Here is a 19,741-nt window from a genome sequence, read left to right on the forward strand (position 1 = left end):
CCGGTCACTCTCCCCCGCGCCTGATGGAGTTGCCCTGGAAGGTGGACCGGTCGTCCGGCTTGGGCTCGTCGAGCGTCGAGTCGAGTTCGAGGCGGCCGCTCTGGCCGTAGAAGGCGACGGGGTTGCGCCACATCACCTGGTCCACGTCGTCCTCGCCGAACCCGGCGGCGGTCATGGCGTCGGCCGTCTTGCGGGTCTTGAGCGGGTCCGAACGGCCCCAGTCGGCCGCCGAGTTGACGAGGACGTGCTCGGTGCCGACGTCCTTGAGTATCCCGACCATGCGATCCTCGCTCATCTTGGTCCTCGGGTAGATCGAGAACCCGGCCCAGCAGCCGCTGTCGAGGACCATCCCGACGGTGAGCTCGTTGAGGTGGTCGAGGACGACGAGAGCGGGGTCGATGCCGGACTCACGGATGACGTCGAGGGTCCTTTTCGTGCCCGCGGCCTTGTCGCGGTGCGGGGTGTGCACGAGGGCGGGCAGACCGTGGTCCAGGGCGAGTCGGAGCTGGCGTGCGAGCGCCTCGTCCTCCTCGGGGGTCATGGAGTCGTAGCCGATCTCGCCGACGGCGACGACGCGGTCCTTGGCGAGATAGCGGTCGAGTTCGTCGAGGACGGGAGTGCAGCGTGGGTCGTTGGCCTCTTTGGGGTTGAGGGCGATCGTACAGAAGTGCTGGATGCCGAACTGGGCGGCGCGGTACGGCTCCCAGCCCAGCAGCGCGTCGAAGTAGTCGTAGAAACTCTCGGGCGAGGTGCGGGGCTGGCCCTGCCAGAAGGCGGGTTCGACGACCGCGCGCACTCCGGCGGCGTACATCGCCTCGTAGTCGTCGGTGGTGCGGGAGGACATGTGGATGTGGGGGTCGAAGATGCGCACGGGTCAGGCCTCTTCCTCTTCCTCTTCTTCGAGTGCGTGCCGGAGTGCGTCGCCGATGACGTCCGGGAAGGTGCGTACGACGGGCCGGATGTCCTGGGGTACATCCCGTCCGGCGGCGAGCCGTTCGTGCGCGAAGTCGGCGAGCATCCGGGCCAGTTCGCGGTCGGCGCGGGCGGTGAGCCCATGGACGCGGTCGAGCGGGATCTCGCAGAAGACGCACTTCAGTACGGCCTGGCGGTACTCCGGGTCGGGCAGGTACTGGGTGGCGTAGGGGCCGAGGGCGGCCTCGATCAGGGTGGTGTCGTTTCCGCGCAGGGCCTCGCGGACGAGGGGTAGGGCCAGGTCTCCCAGGTCCAGCAGGGGCAGCGTGCGCAGGACGGCTCGCTGTTCCGCCGGGTCGCCGTGCCGGTGCAGTGAGGTCACCTCGTCGGCGAGGTGCCGGCCCCGCAGGGGCAGCGCGGTGAGGAGGACCGCTCGGGCGGCCTCGTCCACGGTCCAGTGATCGTTCAGGCGGGAGTGACCGCAGCGTCTTCGGGCGGCCGGGAAGAGCCGACGGATCGTGGTCGCGTCGGCGGCGATCGCGGCCGCGGCCTCATCGAGCCAGCCGCGAGCACTCGCGTCCAGGCCCGCCGACAGGATGGGTCGGGGGTCTGCCGGAACCATGACAGTCATGAGGAACCCTCTGGTGGGGGAAGGAGACGAAGGCGCCTAGGCCGCCGCGCGCAGGAATTCGATCGAGCGGCGGGCGACCTCGGGCGCGTCCAGTGCGCCGCCCTGGATCTCGACGGAGACCAGGCCGCGGTGCCCGAGGTCGCGCAGCGCGGTCAGCACGGGCGGGAAGTCGATCTCTCCGGCGCCGAACTCCAGATGCCGGTGGACACCGCGCCGCATGTCCTCGATCTGCACGTTACGCAGCAACGGGGCGGCCAGCCGGACGCAGTCGAGCAGCGGTTTGTCCTCCACACAGTGCGCGTGACCGATGTCCAGCGTGATGCCGAACAGCTCGTGACCGCCGACCAGTTCGGCGAGCCGCACACAGCGCTCCACGCTGTCCACGAACATGTACGGCTCCGGCTCGAAGGCCAGCGCCACACCGTACGGTTGCGCGGTCTCCAAGACCGTCTCGACGCCGGCCGCCAGCCGCTTCCATGCGTCCGGCTCCGGCAGCCCGTCCGGGGCCGGGCCACTGCACAGATGGACCGTGGGTGAGCCGAGGTCGGCAGCGATGCGCAGGGCGCGCCCCAGCAGGTCGACGCGGAGTCCGGAGCCGTCCGACATCAGGGTCGGCAGGTGCTTGCCCCAGGGATCGAGGAAGTAGGGCGCGCCGGTCTCGACGGTGACGTCCAGACCGTGCCGGTCGAGATCGCGGGCGAGCGCCGACACCCGCCGGGGCAGGTCGTCGGCGTACGGGTCGAGGTGGTTGTGGTCGAGGGTGAGGGCGACGCCGTCGTAGCCGAGATCGGCGAGGATCACGAGAACGTCGGTGAGTCGGTGGTGGGCGAAGCCGTTGGTGCCGTAGCCGAATCTGAGGGGGGTGGGTTTCATGGCGCCGGTTTCTGCCGATGGGGCGGCGTGGCTCAGGTGGGTGATATGCGGCGGGCGAGCCGTCGCGCCAGGGGGTGGACGACTCCCAGGGCCGCGGCGACACCGGGGGCTCCGGCGCGGGCGGTCAGGGCGGCCTGGAGCGGCATCAGCCCGAGGATTCCGGCGCCGACGGCCCGTCGTACGTTCGCTCCCGACGGCTCCTGTACGGCGCGGGCCTGAGCGGTGCCGTAGGTGGCGAGGTAGGCGAGGGTGCCGGTGGCGGTGACGGCGGTCCGGAAGTCGGCCGGGGGCACTGACGCCGTCCCGGCCGCCGACAGTGCCGTGGCCAGGGCCGTCGCGGTGGAGACGGCGAGGGTGGTGGCCGGGACGCGAGCGTCGGGGGCGCCGGAGACCTCGTGGCGGCTGAGCACGGTGAGTGTGTAGGTGTGGACACCGACCAGGGCGGCGGGTACCGCACCCCGGCGCAGCGCCACGCCCGTGGGTGCGGTGGCGAGGGCGCCGGACAGGACGTCGAGGGCGCGGGCCGCCGCCATGGTCGCAGCGCCCGCCCGAGTGGACTTGAGCCTCAGGTCGTAGGCCCAGATCAGGCCCGTCAACGGGAGCGCGGCCAGGAGACCGCGACGGCCGTTCGCCACTGCCGTGAGTCCGAGGCCCGCGGCGGTCAGGCCACCGGCCACGGCGAGTGCGGTCCGGCGCGGGACCCGGCCGGAGGGCACGGGCCGCCGGGGGCGCTCGACGGCGTCGACGGTGGCGTCGGCGTAGTCGTTGAGGGCCATGCCCGCCCAGTAGAGGCAGACGGATGAGCCGATCGTGCCGAGAGCACGGGCGTTCAGGGGGCGTCCGGCCGCGGCCGCTCCGGCGATCACATCGCCGGGGACGCTCAATGCCGCGGGCGCTCGGACGAGTTGGGCGAGGTCGGATGCGCGCACGGCAGAGAGGTAGCCGAAACGGAAGAGCCCTTTCCGGTCTTTCATGACCGGAACTCTACTTATTGAGATTGAAATTTCACGGTTTTACGACGAGGTGAGCGGGGTGACAAAAAAGACACGCATTTCGCTCAACCTGCGGCTTGAACTTGTTGCACCTGTGGCCGACTTGTGGACCCTCAGGTCTGCTGTCGCAGCCTCCGCCATACGGCCTTCGCGGCGTTGTGGCCCGACATGCCGTGCACGCCCGGTCCCGGTGGGGTCGCCGACGAGCAGATGAAGACGGCCGGATGAGGGGTGCTGTACGGGGACAGGGAGAGCTTGGGGCGCAGCATGACCTGGAGTCCGCTGACCGCGCCGGAGCCGATGTCGCCGCCGACGTAGTTGGCGTTGCGGGCGGCCAGTTCGGGCGGGCCTGCGGTGGCGCGGGCGAGGACGCGGTCGCGGAACCCCGGGGCGAAACGCTCCAGTTGGCGCTCCATGGCGTCGGTGAGGTCGCCGGTCCAGCCGCTGGGCACGTGGCCGTAGGCCCAGAACACATGCTTTCCGGCGGGGGCCCGGCCGGGGTCGACGACGCTCGGCTGCACCGTGATCATGAACGGCCTGTCGGGTGCGCGGTCCTCCCGGGACGCGGCGCGCAGGGCGGTGCCGATCTCCGCGCTGTCGGCGCCGATCTGCACGGTGCCCGCGGCGCGCGCCTCCTTCGCGGTCCACGGCACGGGGCCGTCGAGGGCGTAGTCGACCTTGAAGACACCCGGGCCGTAGCGGTAGCCCTCGTAGTAGTTGCCGAAGCCCGCGATGCGGGCCAGGGCGGTGGGCGAGGTGTCGAAGACGTACGCGCGCGCGGGCGGCAGGTCGTCGAGCCGCTTGACCTCGTAGTCGGTGTGGACGGTGCCGCCGAGGTCCTTGAGGTAGGCGGCGAGCGCGTCGGAGATGGACTGGGAGCCGCCGCGGGCCACGGGCCAGCCGCGGGCATGTGCGGCGAGGGCGAAGACCAGGCCGATGGCACCGGTGGCGAAGCCGCCGAGCGGGGCCATGACGTGCGCGACGAGTCCGGCGAACAGGGTCTTCGCGCGCTCGTCGCGGAACCGGCGCATCAGCCAGGTCGACGGGGGCAGGCCGACGAGACCGAAACGGGCGAGGGTGACCGGGTCACGGGGCAGCGCGGTCGCGGGCAGGGACATGAAGTCGCGGGCCAGGGTGTCCCACGTGGGCAGGAACGGCTCGACGAGCCTTCGGTACGTCCCCGCGTCCCGCGGTCCGAACGAGGCGGCCGTCTCGGCGACCGACCTCGACAGCACGGCAGCGGTGCCGTCGGTGAAGGGGTGCGCCATGGGCAGCTCGGCATGGAGCCACTCCAGGCCGTAGCGCTCCAGGGGCAGGGCGCGGAACGCCGGGGAGTTGATGCCGAGGGGGTGGGCCGCGGAGCACGGGTCGTGCAGGAAGCCCGGGAGAGTCAGCTCCTCGGTGCGGGCTCCCCCGCCCACGGTGCCGCGCGCCTCGAAGACGGCCACGGAGAAGCCGCGGCGGGCCAGCTCCACGGCAGCCGTCAGTCCGTTCGGTCCCGCACCCACTACGACCGCATCGAGCATCGACGGCACCTTCGGACCCCTTCGTCAGCCGATGGCCAGAGGATCAGGATATGCCGGGGGACCGACAGTCTCGGGGTTCGGGGGTAAGTCTGGGTCCGGTCCGGGTCCGGTTCGGGTCCGGTTCGGGTCCGGTTCGGGTCCGGTTCGGGTCCGGTCCGGGTTCCGGGGCGGCTCAGGATCAGGCCGGCTCGGGCGCCCGCTCCAGGTCCGGCTCCAGGTCCGGCTTCGGTTCCGGGTACGGCTCCGGCTCCGGGTCTGGTTCCGGGTCCAGCTCCAGCTCCAGCTCCAGCTCCAGCTCCAGCCCAGACTCGCCCCAGCGTCGGCCCGTCCCGACGTGAGCCCAGCCCGTCCCGGCATGAGCCCGACTCGTCCTGGTGTGAGCCCCCGACCCGGCTCGTCCCCGCGGGCGCGTCAGGCCTCGCCCGCCAGCAGCCCCCGCACCCTGCGGGCCGTCGCCGCGTCGCGGGCCGCGGTGAAGGGGAGGGTGTTGCCGCCCTTGATGCGGAACGGTTCGCCGGTGAGGGTCAGATGGACGCCGCCCGCCTCCTCGACCAGCAGCAGGCCCGCGGCGTGGTCCCAGGCCGCCTCCCAGGAGAAGGCGACGGCGTCCGACTCGCCGCGGGCGACGGCGAGATACTCCAGGCCGGCCGAGCCGCACGCCCGCGGTGCGACGCCGTCCGTCCACAGTCCCAGCAGGCCGCGCTTCTGCTCGTCCGTCGTGTAGTCCGGGTGGGAGGTGGCCACTTGGAGGTCGCGGCCCGGGGCGGGGACGCCCGCGTACAGCCGCTCGCCGTCGAGGAACGCGCCCCGGCCGCGTATCGCCGTGGCCAGTTGGTCCCGGGCCGGGGCGTACGTCCAGGAAGCGAGCAATACACCACTCCTGGCCAGCGCGACCAGCATGCAGAAGCCGGGGTCGCCGTGCACGAACTGCCGGGTGCCGTCGACCGGGTCGACTATCCAGACCGGAGTGTCGCCCTGCAGCGCCTCGTACGACGCCGGGTTGGCGTGGACGGCCTCCTCGCCGACCACGGCCGAGCCGGGCAGGAGGGCGCCGAGCGTCTCGGTGAGATACCGCTCGGCCAGCCGGTCGGCGTCCGTCACCAGGTCGTGCGGGCCGGCCTTCTGGTCGACCTCGTGCGCGGCGAGCCGCCGGAAGCGCGGCATGACCTCCGCTGCGGCGGCCTTGCGCACCGCCTCTTCCACGTCGTCCGCGTGCCGGTCGAGAAACTCGTCGATGGTTTCCGTGTCTTCGATCATGACTCCATGAGAGCACGCGGGGCTGACAATCCCTACCCGCCCGATGGAGGGTGAGTGGAATCGCCGTGAACACCGGGATCCGAAGGCAACGGCGGCCATATCGGGGCAAATTACGCCATCGGGATCCTGGTCACCCACTCGGCCCGGCCGACACCCCCGCACAACTGCGTCACCGCCCCACCGCATACCCCTGCATCCCCCGCGGATTGGCCCCCGCCGACAGCACCCCCGTCTCCGGGTCCCGCGCCACCGCGCACAACCGTCCCTCCGACCACGGCTCCCCCACCGTCACGTCGTGCCCCCGCCGCCGTAGCCCTTCGACCACCCCGGGATCCGTCCGCTCCTCCACCGTGACGCTTCCCGGCCGCATCCCCCGCGGATAGAACGACCCCGGGAAGCTGTCGTTGTGCCAGTTCGGGGCGTCGATCGCGCCTTGGAGGTCGAGGCCGCCGCGGACCGGGGAGCGCAGGGCGAGGGCCAGGAAGAAGTGGAGCTGCCACTGGTCCTGCTGGTCTCCGCCGGGCGTGCCGAAGGCCAGCACCGGCACCCCGTCGCGCAGGGCGATCGAGGGGGTGAGCGTGGTGCGGGGGCGGCGGCCGGGAGTGAGGGAGTTGGGCAGGCCCTCCTCCAGCCAGGTCATCTGAAGCCGGGTCCCCAGGGGGAAGCCCAGCTCGGGGACGACGGGGTTGGACTGGAGCCATCCCCCGCTGGGCGTGGCGGCCACCATGTTGCCCCAGCGGTCGACGACGTCGAGGTGGCAGGTGTCGCCCCGGGTCGTGCCGTCGGGGCCGACCTCGGGCTCCCCCGGCACGGGCGACGTGGGGTTCTTCGCGACCGTCGGCTCTCCCACGCCCATCGGGCTGAAGCCGGGCTCGTCGGTGACGACCACGCGCGCGTGCGCGCTCAGCCGGGGAACACGCCCACCGGGACTGCCCGGCCGGAGCTCGTGGGAGGCCTTGTCGCCGATGAGCTCACGCCGTCCCGCGTTGTACTGCGCCGACAGCAGCTCACCGAGCGGCACCTCGGCCGCGTCCCCGTACCAGGCCTCCCGGTCGGCCATCGCCAGCTTGCAGCCCTCGACCAGCAGATGGACGTACTCGACGGACCCGTACCGCGGCAGCTCGGGTGGCAACAGCGCGAGCTGCTGGAGCAGGACGGGACCCTGGCTCCAGGGGCCGGCCTTGCACAGGGTCCAGCCGTTCCAGTCGTACGTCGCCGGCGCCTCGTAGGTCGCGGACCAACCGGCGAGATCGGCGGCCGTGAGCGTGCCGGTGTGCCGCGAGCCGCTGGTGTCCATGGTGGGTCGCCGCGCCTGCCGTACGAGCGCCTCGGCGATGAATCCGGTACGCCACACCTCGCGCGCCGCGTCGATCTGCGCGGCCCGGTCGCCCGCCCCTGCCACCTCGCCGATGAGCCGCTTCCAGGTGGCGGCCAGGGCGGGGTTGCGGAACAACTCGCCGGGCCGCGGGGCCTTGCCGCCCGGCAGGTACACCTCCGCGGACGAGGTCCACTCCGTCTCGAACAGCTCCCGCACGCTCTCGACGGTCGCGCCGACGTTCTCCACGGGCGCGTGCCCGTCCTCGGCGTACCCGATGGCGTACTTGAGGACGTCGGCGAGGGACTTGGTGCCGTGGTCGCGCAGGAGCAGCATCCAGGCGTCGAAGGCGCCCGGTACGGCGGCGGCGAGGGGGCCGGTGCCGGGAACGAGATCCAGGCCGAGCCCCTTGTAGTGGGCCACGGTCGCCCCGGCGGGCGCGACGCCCTGCCCGCACAGCACCCGCACCTCCCCACCGGCGGGCGCGAGCAGGATCGGCACCTCACCGGCGGGGCCGTTGAGGTGCGGCTCGACGACGTGCAGCACGAAGGCCCCGGCCACCGCCGCGTCGTACGCGTTGCCGCCGTCCTCCAGCACCGCCATCGCCGACTGCGAAGCCAGCCAGTGGGTGGAGGACACCATGCCGAAGGTGCCTTGAAGAGTGGGACGGGTGGTGAACACGCCTTTCACCTCGCACTTTCCGCGCATCGGCCGGACCTCTCCCCGACAGGCTATCGATCACCCTTCGCAGGTCGGCACCACGGGAGGTGAGCGTCTTGGGTCTCGCAGCCGCATGTCACTCCGCACGGCCGGACTACGAAGACTTTGCGATCGCACGAGGAGCCCATGAACCACCCCTCACCTGCCCGGAGTCCCTTTTGCCCGGCCGCATGGACCGCCGGTAACGCCGAGTTCACCGGACGCCTCTTCCCGCCCGTTCTACGCGCGTGGTGCCATGCGGATGCCCGCGACCCCCACGCGGGCACCAACTCGACCAGGAGTCACGCATGTTGTGGAAGGTCCTCACCCGTACCGGTGTCGCTGTCGCCGCCGGTGCCGCCGTGTTCGCCGCCTCCGTCCCCGCCAGTGCCGCGAGCTACACCGCCTTCGCCTTCTCGCAGAGCGGCGGTCAGCCCACGATCTACGACTTCGTCAACTCGGCGACCACCTCCCTCGACATGACCATGTACGAGCTCGAGGACACCACGGCCGTCAACGACCTGATAGCCCTCAAGAACAAGGGCGTCACCGTGCGGGTCGTCCTGGACCGTGCGCACCAGAGCGCCAACAGCTCGGCCTACACGGCGCTGACGAACGCGGGCGTGGGCGTGGTGTGGTCGCCGTCGAGCTTCGTCTACACGCACCAGAAGACGATCACCGTGGACGCCACCAAGTCGCTGGTCCTCACGGGCAATCTCACCTCCCAGTACTACGCCACCGGCCGTGACTACGGCGTGTTCACCGACGACACCCGCGATGTCGCCGCGATCGAGAAGGTCTTCGCCGCGGACTACGCGGGCACCTCGGTCACCCCCACCGACGGCGACCACCTGCTCTGGTCCCCCACCGATTCCCGCAGCCGTCTGCTGTCCGTCGTCAACGCCGCCACCAAGACGCTCGACGTCGAGGAACTGGAGTTCAGCGACAGCACGGTGGTCGACGCCATCGCGGCGCGCGCGAAGGCGGGGGTGAAGGTACGGGTGGTGCTGGAGACCCCGGGCGACTACGCGAGCGAGGTCTCCGAGATCAAGGCGGCAGGCGGGACCGTCGTCGGGTACTCCGACCCCGACGGCTTCTACATCCACGCCAAGGCCATGGTCGCCGACTACGGCCTCGGCACCCAGGAGGTGGAGGCCGGCTCCATGAACATCAGCAGCAACTCTCTCTCCAACAACCGCGAGTTGGGCATCGTCCTCACCGGCACCGGGGTGGCACAGTCCGTGGCCACCACGGTCGAGGCGACGTTCAACAGTGACTACTCGGGCGGTACGGCCGCGTAGTCACCGCCGGGCAGACGGCCGCGCTGTCACTCGGACGGCCGTCTGCCCACCGTGAGCAGATGCCCGCTCGCCCCCAGCGGCGTCGGCTCCGACTCGATGTGCCGGCACGCTGCCGGCACGGTCTCGCGCCGGGCGGGATCGTCCAGCCAGTCCTCGACGCCGCCCATCAGCCAGGCCACGCCCTCGACGCCGTACTGCCCCTCGACGGCCAGCCGCGCGTCCGTGAACTGCGCGGTCACCTCGTCCGGTTGGGCGAAGTGGGCGACCGTGAAGAAGCCCTCGTCACGGTAGGGATGGCGGCCGTCCACGAGGACGCGATCGGTGCGTTCGCGATGCTCGGGGGTGAAGTAGCGCTCCTCGCGCAGCAGGTCGTGCAGTTGCGCGTACCGGTTGATGGTGGCCGCGACCACCGGACCGCTCGGCCGGACCACCCGGCCCGCCTCGGCCAACGCCCTTACTCGGTCGGCCCGTTCGGGCAGGTGGTACAAGGGGCCGAGCAGGAGCACCACGTCGTACGAGGAGTCGGACGCCGGCAGGTCACGCGCGTCGCCGAGTCGAGCGGCCACCCCCGGCAGCCGCGAGGCCTGTTCGACGTGGAGCGGCACGGGGTCGACGAGTTCGACCGCGTTCCCGTCCCGTGCGAGCCATTCCGCGTGCACCCCGCTGCCGCCGCCGAACGTCCAGCACGCGCGCGGGCGCGGGCGGCAGCAGCCGTCGCAGCGCGTCCTGCGTACGCCAGAACTCCAGCCGTCCGGCCGGGGCGCCGCCCGGTCTGAGGCGGGCGTCCTCCTCGCCCCGGGCGTAGTAGGCGAGGATCTCTTCGCGCATTCCCGGTGGCGTCTCGGTGATCGCCTCAGAGTGCTGATCGCAGGCCGTGGCGGGCAACGGAATATCAGGAGCCGCGTGCCGTCACCAGCCCCGACTCATAGGCGAACACGACCAGTTGGGCGCGGTCGCGGGCACCCAGTTTCGTCATCGCCCGGCTGATGTGCGTCTTGGCCGTGAGGGGGCTGATCACCATGTGCTCGGCGATCTCCTCGTTGGTCAGGCCTCGGGCGGCCAGGGCGGTCACCTCGCGTTCGCGGCGGGTGAGGCACTCCAGGCCGGGGGCGGTGGACCGGTCGGGTGGGCGGGAGACGAACTCGCCGATCAGGGTGCGGGTGACCGCGGGGGACAGCAGGGCCTCGCCCCGGGCCACCACCTCGATGGCCTGGAGCAGGTCGGCCGGTTCGGTATCCTTGAGCAGAAAGCCGCTCGCGCCCGCCCGCAGTGCCTCGAAGACGTACTCGTCGAGACCGTAGTTGGTGAGGATCACCACGCGGACCCCCGCCAGCTCCGGATCGGCGGCGATCCGCCGGGTCGCCTCGATTCCCGTCATCACCGGCATCTGTACGTCGATCAGCGCGATGTCGGGCACCTGCGCGCGCACCAGCTCCACGCCCCGCTCCCCGTCCGCCGCCTCCCCGACCACCTCGATCCCGTCCTCGGCGTCGAGCAGGGCCCGGAACCCGGCCCGCATCAAAGCCTGGTCGTCGACGAGCGCCACCCTGATCACCCGCACACCTCCACGCACCCAGAGCAGCCGTCCCCCGCCTCACTCACGCCGTCCCCCGAGACCGGCACAGCGCCCACCGCGAGGCCGTCCCCCACCGCGGCAGCCGATCCGGCGCCCCGTGAACCCGCCCCGCGCCCTCGCAGCCGACCCCCCACACCGCGAAGCCCCCCACCACCACCATCGCACCCCATGCACGCCCCACCAGAAACCCGCCCCGCACCCTCGAGAGCGATACCCCGCACGCCGGGAAGCCGTCCCTGACCGCCGCACTCCATGCACGCCCCACCGCGAACCCGCTCCGCGCCCTCGCAGCCGACCCCCCACACCGCGAAGCTGCCCCCCACACACAGCGGCGGCCCACACACGCCCCCGCCAAACCACCCCCCCCCACCCTCGCAACCAACCCGCCGCACGCCCTAGAGCTGCCCCCGTCCTCAGGTCCCCCCGCCCCGATCACACCGTCTCCCCCGCCCCCAAAGGCAGCTCCGCCCGCACCGAGAATCCGCCCTCCGCGCGCGGGCCGGTGTGCAGCGTGCCGCCCAGGGCCTTGACACGTTCGCGCATGCCCGTGAGGCCGTGGCCGGGCTGCGGCGGCCGGTCCGGGTCCGCGGCCCCGTCGTCGTCCACTCGGATCGTCACGTCGTCCTTGCGGTAGGCCAGTTCGACCCGTACTTTGGCCGGTCCCGCGTGCCGGGCCGCGTTCGTCAGGGACTCCTGGACGATCCGGTACACGGCCCGGTCGAGCGGAGCGGGCAGGGCGCATTCCTCGCCCGTCACGCTCAGCTCGACGGCGAGACCCGCCGCCCGTGCCCGCTCCACGAGCAGCGCCGGGGTGCCGGTCGGCTCGTCGGTGCGCAGGACTTCCAGGGTGGCGCGCAGCTCGCGCATCGCCTCGCCGCCCGCCTCCTGGATGGCGAGCAGGGCGGGCGGCACCTCCTCGCCCCGCTTACGGGCCAGATGGACGGCCACGCCCGCCTGGAGCTTGACGATGGAGATGCTGTGGGTGAGGGAGTCGTGCAGCTCCCGGGCTATCCGCAGCCGTTCCTCCCCGGCGCGGCGCAGGGCGGCCTCCTCGCGGGTCCGCTCGGCCTCCAGCGCGCGCTGCTCGGTCTGGCGCAGATACGCCTGCCAGTTGCGACCGGCGAGGCCCGTCACCACCGCACACACGAACCAGCCCGCGAGCAGCCCGGTCTTCTCGACCGCCTCCTGGATCGTCGGGCCCGTGATCGCGTACGCCGCGAGGAAGACCCCGCTCGCCGCGGCCGCCCAGCCCCGGTGCCCCAGCTGGGACGCCAGGTGCACGGCGGCGAAGACGGACAGTGCGCCGAGTGATCCCGGGTGGGCGTGCAGGACGTAGGCCGCCCCGCTCACCGTGGCCACGGCCAGCACCACCAGCGGCACCGCCCGGTAGAACGCGAGAGCGGCCGAACTCACCACGAGGAGCGCGTAGTCGGGGGCGGTCGTGTCCGCGTCCAGAGCCGCCGCGACCACGACAAGTCCGCCGACCACGACCACGAGGGCCAGATCGGCGAGTCGGTTGGAGGCGGCCGAGTCGACCGAATGCCCGCTCATGCCCACACGCTAGACCGCCGCACCGTCACCGGCGTCAGCCCTGTGGACAACTCCCCCGCTACTCCCCCCGTAGTAGTCGCCTGCCTGGCCCGCGCTCACGGATGCAGCGCCAACTCCCTTCGGCCGTACGACGACCAGGGCCGCGGTCGGGGCGCACGCTGCTGTCCATGTCCACACCCTTCCGTTACACCCGGCCCCTGCCGCCCAAGGCCGCCACCGGCCGTGTCGCCGAGGTCTACGAGCAGCTGTCCCGCGACTTCGGCATCGACGAACCCGTCACCTTCGTGGTCCTCTCCTCCGCGCCGGAGCTTCTCGCCCCGACATGGGCGCTGATGCGCGAGTCGCTGATCGCGGGCCCCGGCAGCCGCACCGGCAAGGAGCTGGCGGCGCTCGGCGTCTCGCTGGCCAACCGGTGCCCGTTCTGCGTGGACGCGCACACCATGCTGCTGCACGCCACCGGCGACCACGCGCTCGCCGAACGCATCGTCCGGGGAGAGCGGCCGGAGAACGAGGAGCACGCGCGCGTGCTGGAGTGGGGCAGGCACACGCGCGTGCCGGGCGGCCTCGGCGCCGGCCCGTACCCGTTCCCGCGCGAGCACGCTCCGGGCTACCTCGGCACGGCGTTCGCCTTCCACTTCATCAACCGGATCGTGTCCGCCCTGCTCACCGAGAACCTGCTGCCGGGCAACGCCCAGCGCTTCCGGGCCGTCCGCAGCCTCGCGGGCCGCACGCTCGCCCGGACCGTGCGCCGACCCGCCCGGCCCGGCGCGTCCCTCGCGCTGCTCGACCTGCCCGACCCCGGTGAGGCCCCCGCGTGGGCGGACGGTACGCCCGTCGGGCTCGCGTACGCGGCGCTGCTCCGGGCGGCCATGGCGGGCGCCCGCCTCCTCGGTGTCGAGGAGCAGGACCTCGTGGAGGAGACCCTGCTGGACTGGGACGGGTCGCATCCGCCGCTCGACCTGAGCGGCTTCCCGGACCGGCGGGAGTGTCCCGGCGCGCGTCTGGTGCTGCTGGCCGCGCTCGCGCCGTACCGGATCACCGACGAGGACGTGGCGGCCTGGCGGCGGCCGGAGCACACCGACGAGCTTCTGGTGCACCTCGTGGCCTACGGGGCGTTCCTGGCCGTGGACCGCGTCGAATCGGCCCTCTACCGGCCCATCGCACGGACATAAGCGGACACATGACGCATCGACGGCAGGGCACTGTGACGGCATCGGTACGGAGCGAGTTCACGCTTCCACCCCACAGGGAGACGTGTGAAACTGGCGTCCCGTCCGCAGTGCGGACCCGTCCGCACCGTCCGTCCCCCACGAAATGTGCGCCGTGCGAACTCTTTCCCTGCCGCTTGCCCTCACCGCGCGGATCTCGCCCGTCGTCGTGCTCGCCGCGGCGGGCTGGGCGCTGACGTCAGGCCCGGCCACGACGCCGGCCGCCGAGAAGGAGTCGGCGCCGAAGTCCGCCGGCGAGTCCCCCTCGGGCGCGTCCACGGCAGCGGCCACGAAGCAGTACGCCTCCGCCCCCGCACCCTGCGGCAGCATCGGAACGGCCACCATCAAGTCGCTCGTGCCGGGCGCCAAGACGGCCGGCAAGGAGATCCCCTCCACGGACACGTCCCTGCGTCGCACCTGCTCCTGGAACGCACTCAAGGGGTACGACTACCGCTGGCTCGACGTCTCCTTCGAGATCACGGAGTCCGACGAGGCGGCCGCCAAGTCGTACAAGGAGAACACCGCCGAGAAGAGCGGCGGCGGCAGCGTGCCCGGTGTCGGCGACGCCGGCTACTCGGTGGTGAACCTCACCACCGAGGACAAGCAGCAGACCCGTGAGGGCGTGGTCATCATCCAGGCGTCCAACGCGCTGGTGACCGTGACGTACAACGGCAGCGACTTCGAGTCGAAGAAGGCGCCCAGCACGGACGAGATCAACAAGGGCGCCATCAAGGCCGCCAAGGAGGCGGTGGCGGCACTGGAGAGCGGCCAGAAGGTCTGAACCGACCGCCCTCCAACGCGAACCGTCAGGCCGCGATCCCCTCCTGCTCCCTGCCCTTCGGCAGCATCAGCGCGATGTACAGCAGCAGGGACGCGCTCAGACCCACTGCCCAGCCGTAGTCGGCCAGTGGCTTGAGGAACGGGATCAGACCGTCGGTCGGGAACGGACCCGTCTTCTTGCCGTCCGCGCCCACCCCCGAGTACGAGCCGCCGACCGCGAGCAGACCGCCCACCACGAAGGCGACGATCGCCCGCCAGTTCCAGCCGTTGGTGTACCAGTAGCGGCCGCCGGGCGTGTAGAGGTCCGCGAGGTGCAGGACCGTGCGCCGGACGATCCAGTAGTCGGCGATGAGGATGCCCGCGACCGTGCCGAGCAGACCGCCGACCACGCCGAGCCAGGTGAAGATGTAGAACTCCGGCGTGGAGATCAGCTTCCACGGGAAGATCAGGATGCCCACGACACCCGTGATCAGCGCGCCGGTGCGGAAGTTGATGAACTTCGGGGCCAGGTTGGACAGGTCGTACGCCGGTGAGACCACGTTCGCCGCGATGTTCACGGAGATGGTGGCGACCAGCACGACGATCAGCGCGAAGAGCAGCCCGAAGGCGTTGTCCGCCTTGGCCGCCAGCGCGACCGGGTCCCAGATGGCCTCGCCGTAGACGACCTCGGAGCCGGAGGTGACCAGCACGGCGAGGACCGCGAAGAGGGTCATCGTGGTCGGCAGTCCCAGGGACTGGCCCCAGGTCTGCGCCTTCTGACTGGCACCGAAGCGAGTGAAGTCGGGAATGTTCAGGGACAGAGTCGCCCAAAAGCCGATCATTCCCATGAGGGACGGGAAGAAGACCGGCCAGAAGTCGGGGCCCCAGCCCAGCTTCGACGGCTGGTCGAGCAGCGCTCCGAAGCCGTCCGCCTTGACGGCGATCCAGATGAGCAGCACGATCGCGCCGGCGATCACGAAGGGCGCGGCCCAGTTCTCGAAGTGGCGCAGGAAGTCCATGCCGCGGTAGATGATCGCTATCTGGAGTGCCCAGAACAGCAGGAAGCAGAGCCACAGGGGCCAGGGGTTGCCCGCGATCTTGCCCGCGTTCTCCCAGTGGCCGCCGGTGAGCTTGGAGCCCAGCGCGAAGATGCCGCTGCCGCCGATCCAGGTCTGGATGCCGAACCAGCCGCAGGCCACGGCCGCCCGGATCAGGGCCGGGATGTTGGCGCCGCGCAGCCCGAAGGAGGCGCGGGCGAGGACCGGGAAGGGGATGCCGTACTTGGGTCCGGCGTGCCCGGTGGCCAGCATCGGCAGCAGCACGATGATGTTGGCCAGGGCGATGGTGAACACGGCCTGCTTCCAGTCCATGCCGAGGGCGACCAGGCCGGAGGCCAGGGTCCAGCTGGGGATGCAGTGCGCCATGGAGATCCACAGGGCCGCGAAGTTGTACGTCGTCCACTTGCGCTCGGAGACCGGTACGGGACGCAGGTCCTCGTTGGCGAAGGGGCTGTCGGCGGGGAAGGCCTCGGGGGCGAGCTCGACGCGGCCACCGGCGGACTGCGATATCGGCGACCCCGTGGGGACTGTTTCGGTCATGGGCAGGCCAATCGATCAGGACGGGACGGGATAGGCCGTGCGGGGGCCTTGGGCCCCTCTCCGCCCCGGGACGGCGGGAGGAGAGGGGGGAACAAGGTGTGGGGGGTCGGGGAGCGGGTCGGACGTCAGGCGTTGAGGGCGGGGATGACCTTCGAGCCGTACGCGTCGATGGTGGCTTCCTGGGCGTCGTGCATGTCGTAGACGGCGAACTGGTCGACGCCCAGCTCGCGCAGCGCGTTCAGCTTCTGGATGTGCTTCTCGACCGGTCCGATGATGCAGAACCGGTCGACGATCTCGTCGGGCACGAACGCGGTGTCCGGGTTGTCGGCCCGCCCGTGGTGCGAGTAGTCGTACCCCTCACGCGCTTTGATGTAATCCGTCAGCTCCTCGGGTACGGCGGCCGAGTGCTCGCCGTACTTGGAGACCAGGTCGGCGACGTGGTTGCCGACCATCCCGCCGAACCAGCGGCACTGCTCGCGCGCGTGGGCGAGCGCCTCGGGCGAGTCGTTCTCGGTGACGTAGGCGGGGGCGGCCACGCAGATCTTGACCTCGTCAGCCGAGCGTCCGGCGGCGACGGCCGCGTCCTTGACCGCCTTCACCATGTACTCGGTCAGGTACAGGTCGGACAGCTGGAGGATGAACCCGTCGGCCTCCTCGCCGGTCATCTTCAGCGCCTTGGGACCGTACGCGGCCATCCATACGGGAAGTTCGGCTCCCGGCTTGATCCACGGGAACCTGATGACCGTGCCGCCGAGGTCGGCCTCGTCGCCCCGGCCGAGCGCCCGGATGACCTTCATGGCCTCGCTGATGCGGGCCAGCGTGTTGGGCTTGCGGCCCGCGACGCGCATCGCGGAGTCGCCGCGGCCGATGCCGCAGACCGTGCGGTTGCCGAACATGTCGTTGAGGGTGGCGAAGGTGGAGGCGGTCACCTCCCAGGTGCGGGTGCCCGGGTTGGTGACCATCGGGCCGACCTTCAACTTCGACGTGTTCGAAAGGATCTGACTGTAGATCACGAACGGCTCCTGCCAGAGCACGGCGGAGTCGAAGGTCCACCCGTAGGTGAAGCCGTTGCGTTCGGCCCGCTTCATCAGGCTGATGACCTTCGAGGCGGGCGGATCCGTCTGCAGGACGAGTCCGAAGTCCATGCACCACTCCTAGTTGAGGTACTGACAGGTGGAGCGGGGGGTGTACGTGCCGTGTCCGGCGCGCCCGGTGTACTCCCGCTCGGTGATGACGAGTTCGCCGCGCGAGAGGACCGTCTCGACGCGGCCCGTGAGGCGCTTTCCTTCGTACGCCGAGTAGTCGACGTTCATGTGGTGGGTCTCGGCGGAGACGATCTGCTCGGCGTGCGGGTCGTAGATGACGACGTCGGCGTCGGCGCCCGGGGCGATGGTCCCCTTCTTCGGGTACATGCCGAACATCCGGGCCGGGGTGGCGCAGGCGATCTCGATCCAGCGGCGGCGCGAGATGTGTCCGTCGACGACACCCTGGTGGAGCAGGTCCATGCGGTTCTCGACGCCGGGGAGGCCGTTGGGGATCTTCGAGAAGTCGCCGCGGCCGAGCTCCTTCTGGCCCACGAAGCAGAAGGGGCAGTGGTCGGTGGAGACGACCTGGAGGTCGTTGGTGCGCAACCCCTGCCAGAGCTTGGCCTGGTGTTCCTTCGGCCGCAAGGGAGTTGAGCACACGTACTTCGAGCCCTCGAAGTCCGGCTCCGCGAGGTTGTCCGTCGACAGGAACAGGTACTGCGGGCAGGTCTCGCCGAAGACGTTGAGCCCCTCGTCACGCGCGCGTGCCAGCTCGGCCACTGCCTCCATGGCCGAGACGTGCACGACGTAGAGGGGCGCGCCGGCGACCTGCGCGAGCTTGATGGCGCGGTGGGTGGCCTCGGCCTCGAGGAGGGCCTTGCGTACCTCGCCGTGATAGCGGGGGTCGGTCTCGCCGCGCGCCAGCGCCTGCTCGACCAGCACGTCGATCGCGATGCCGTTCTCGGCGTGCATCATGATCAGGCCGCCGTTCTCGGCGGAGCGCTGCATGGCGCGCAGGATCTGGCCGTCGTCGGAGTAGAAGACGCCGGGGTAGGCCATGAACTGCTTGAAGGAGGTGACCCCCTCCCCCACCAGCAGGTCCATCTCCTTGAGTGTCTCCTGGTTCACATCGGAGACGATCATGTGGAAGCCGTAGTCGATGGCGCAGTTGCCCTCGGCCTTGGCGTGCCAGGCGTCCAGGCCCTCGCGCAGTGAGTGGCCGACGCTCTGCACCGCGAAGTCGACGATCGTGGTCGTGCCGCCCCAGGCGGCGGCCCGGGTGCCGGTCTCGAAGGTGTCGGAGGCGAAGGTGCCGCCGAACGGCAGCTCCATGTGGGTGTGGGCGTCGACGCCACCGGGGATGACGTACTTCCCGGTGGCGTCGATGGTCCGGTCGGCCGTGAATGACTCGGCTGCCGAGGTGCCCGAGGCGGCGAGGGCGGCGATGCGGCCGTCCTCGATCAGCACGTCGGCGTGGATCTCGTCGGACGCGGTGATGACGAGGCCACCGCGGATGACGGTACGGCTGCTCATGTTCCCTCTCCTGCCAGAGTGGACGGTTCGGTCAGGGTGCGGTCAGCGGGGGGTACGCGTCCGGACGGCGGTCGCGGTAGAACTGCCAGCGGTCGCGGACTTCCCGCAGCTTGGCCATGTCCAGGTCCCGGACGACCAGTTCGGTCTCCTTGTCGCTCGCCACCTCGCCGACGAACTGGGCCTCCGGGTCGACGAAGTACGTCGTCCCGTAGAAGTCGTTGTCGCCCAGCTCCTCGACGCCCACCCGGTTGATGGCGCCGATGAAGTACTCGTTGGCGACGGCCGCGGCCGGCTGCTCCAGCTGCCACAGATAGGCGGACAGACCGCGCGAGGTGGCCGACGGGTTGAAGACGATCTCGGCACCGGCCAGGCCCAACGCCCGCCAGCCCTCCGGGAAGTGGCGGTCGTAGCAGATGTACACACCGATCCTCCCGACCTTGGTGTCGAAGACCGGCCAGCCGAGGTTGCCGGGTCGGAAGTAGAACTTCTCCCAGAATCCCGGCACTTGGGGGATGTGGTGCTTGCGGTACTTGCCGAGGTACGAGCCGTCCGCATCGATCACGGCGGCGGTGTTGTAGAGGACGCCGGGCTGCTCCTCCTCGTACATCGGCAGGATGAGGACGATGCCCAGTTCCTTGGCCAGCGCCTGGAACCGCTTGACGATCGGGCCGTCCGGAATCTGCTCGGCGTACTCGTAGAACGCCTTGTCCTGGACCTGGCAGAAGTACGGCCCGTAGAACAGCTCCTGGAAGCACAGCACCTGAGCACCCTGCGCGGCCGCGTCCCGGGCCGCCTGCTCGTGTACCTGGATCATCGACTCCTTGTCGCCCGTCCACGCGGTCTGGAAGAGGGCGGCACGAATCACTCTGCTCATCGGGACCTCCGGTCACTCGGTGTGCTGGGGCGGGCGCCGGAAGTTGCGTCGTCCGCCCGAAGGGCGGGCCCTGCGGCGTCCGGTGCGTGCTCTCGGCGTGCCGCGCACAAG

At 71.0% G+C, this 19,741-nt stretch carries 16 protein-coding genes and 1 pseudogene; 3 read left to right on the forward strand and 14 right to left on the reverse strand.

The genetic code is table 11. The features are described 5' to 3' along the window. Nucleotides 1–4: 4 nt before the first annotated feature. The 7 genes from M2157_RS10925 to M2157_RS10955 form a co-directional block, all read right to left on the reverse strand. Complete coding sequence (locus tag M2157_RS10925) at nt 5–871, reverse strand: TatD family hydrolase (protein WP_280861615.1); 867 nt, start codon at nt 869–871, stop codon at nt 5–7. Between the two features lie 3 nt (nt 872–874). After that, nucleotides 875–1,534, reverse strand: a complete 660-nt coding sequence (locus tag M2157_RS10930) for an EboA domain-containing protein (protein ID WP_280868190.1) — start codon at nt 1,532–1,534, stop codon at nt 875–877. Between the two features lie 45 nt (nt 1,535–1,579). Next, nucleotides 1,580–2,416, reverse strand: coding sequence for a sugar phosphate isomerase/epimerase family protein (locus tag M2157_RS10935; protein WP_280861616.1), 837 nt, complete (start codon nt 2,414–2,416; stop codon nt 1,580–1,582). A gap of 32 nt (nt 2,417–2,448) precedes the next feature. After that, complete coding sequence (locus tag M2157_RS10940; RefSeq protein ID WP_280861617.1) at nt 2,449–3,390, reverse strand: SCO3242 family prenyltransferase; 942 nt, start codon at nt 3,388–3,390, stop codon at nt 2,449–2,451. Between the two features lie 131 nt (nt 3,391–3,521). Next, complete coding sequence (locus tag M2157_RS10945; RefSeq protein ID WP_280865133.1) at nt 3,522–4,934, reverse strand: NAD(P)/FAD-dependent oxidoreductase; 1,413 nt, start codon at nt 4,932–4,934, stop codon at nt 3,522–3,524. Between the two features lie 411 nt (nt 4,935–5,345). After that, nucleotides 5,346–6,191 carry an inositol monophosphatase family protein gene (locus M2157_RS10950; RefSeq protein WP_280865134.1) on the reverse strand — a complete coding sequence of 282 codons (846 nt, stop codon included), beginning with the start codon at nt 6,189–6,191 and terminating at the stop codon, nt 5,346–5,348. A 169-nt stretch (nt 6,192–6,360) separates the two neighbouring features. Further along, entirely contained in the window at nt 6,361–8,187 is a 1,827-nt protein-coding gene (locus M2157_RS10955; protein WP_280865135.1) for a gamma-glutamyltransferase, read from the reverse strand. A 326-nt stretch (nt 8,188–8,513) separates the two neighbouring features. Between M2157_RS10955 and M2157_RS10960 the strand changes: the two genes are divergently transcribed. Continuing rightward, nucleotides 8,514–9,506: a phospholipase D-like domain-containing protein gene (locus M2157_RS10960; protein WP_280865136.1), complete on the forward strand. Its 993-nt coding sequence runs from the start codon at nt 8,514–8,516 to the stop codon at nt 9,504–9,506. 26 nt (nt 9,507–9,532) lie between these two features. On the opposite strand, the pseudogene M2157_RS10965 reads toward M2157_RS10960, so the two are convergent. The 3 genes and pseudogenes from M2157_RS10965 to M2157_RS10975 form a co-directional block, all read right to left on the reverse strand. After that, a pseudogene (locus M2157_RS10965) lies at nt 9,533–10,334 on the reverse strand (methyltransferase domain-containing protein). A gap of 64 nt (nt 10,335–10,398) precedes the next feature. Further along, entirely contained in the window at nt 10,399–11,061 is a 663-nt protein-coding gene (locus tag M2157_RS10970; RefSeq protein ID WP_057608292.1) for a response regulator transcription factor, read from the reverse strand. Between the two features lie 453 nt (nt 11,062–11,514). Beyond that, nucleotides 11,515–12,633, reverse strand: coding sequence for a sensor histidine kinase (locus M2157_RS10975; protein WP_280865137.1), 1,119 nt, complete (start codon nt 12,631–12,633; stop codon nt 11,515–11,517). A 167-nt stretch (nt 12,634–12,800) separates the two neighbouring features. Here M2157_RS10975 and M2157_RS10980 point away from each other — a divergent pair, with 167 nt between their 5' ends. Together M2157_RS10980 and M2157_RS10985 are read left to right on the forward strand one after the other, a co-directional pair. Next, nucleotides 12,801–13,805 (forward strand): carboxymuconolactone decarboxylase family protein, encoded by a 1,005-nt coding sequence (locus M2157_RS10980; RefSeq protein WP_280865138.1) that lies wholly within the window; start codon nt 12,801–12,803, stop codon nt 13,803–13,805. A gap of 151 nt (nt 13,806–13,956) precedes the next feature. After that, complete coding sequence (locus M2157_RS10985) at nt 13,957–14,622, forward strand: hypothetical protein (RefSeq protein WP_280861624.1); 666 nt, start codon at nt 13,957–13,959, stop codon at nt 14,620–14,622. Nucleotides 14,623–14,647: 25 nt separating this feature from the next. Here M2157_RS10985 and M2157_RS10990 read toward each other — a convergent pair whose 3' ends face one another. The 4 genes from M2157_RS10990 to M2157_RS11005 form a co-directional block, all read right to left on the reverse strand. Beyond that, a complete protein-coding gene (locus tag M2157_RS10990) occupies nt 14,648–16,198 on the reverse strand; it encodes an NCS1 family nucleobase:cation symporter-1 (protein WP_280861625.1) in 1,551 nt (516 codons plus the stop codon). Nucleotides 16,199–16,323: 125 nt separating this feature from the next. Next, on the reverse strand, nt 16,324–17,343 hold the full coding sequence (locus M2157_RS10995) for a TIGR03842 family LLM class F420-dependent oxidoreductase (protein ID WP_280865139.1): 1,020 nt from the start codon (nt 17,341–17,343) through the stop codon (nt 16,324–16,326). 9 nt (nt 17,344–17,352) lie between these two features. Beyond that, the gene (gene hydA / locus M2157_RS11000) at nt 17,353–18,756 is read right to left on the reverse strand and encodes a dihydropyrimidinase (RefSeq protein WP_280865140.1); all 1,404 of its coding nucleotides are present in this window, start codon (nt 18,754–18,756) and stop codon (nt 17,353–17,355) included. A 31-nt stretch (nt 18,757–18,787) separates the two neighbouring features. Continuing rightward, the gene (locus tag M2157_RS11005) at nt 18,788–19,630 is read right to left on the reverse strand and encodes a nitrilase-related carbon-nitrogen hydrolase (RefSeq protein WP_280861628.1); all 843 of its coding nucleotides are present in this window, start codon (nt 19,628–19,630) and stop codon (nt 18,788–18,790) included. Nucleotides 19,631–19,741 lie beyond the last annotated feature (111 nt).

The organism is Streptomyces sp. SAI-127 (assembly GCF_029894425.1).
GTDB lineage: Bacteria > Actinomycetota > Actinomycetes > Streptomycetales > Streptomycetaceae > Streptomyces.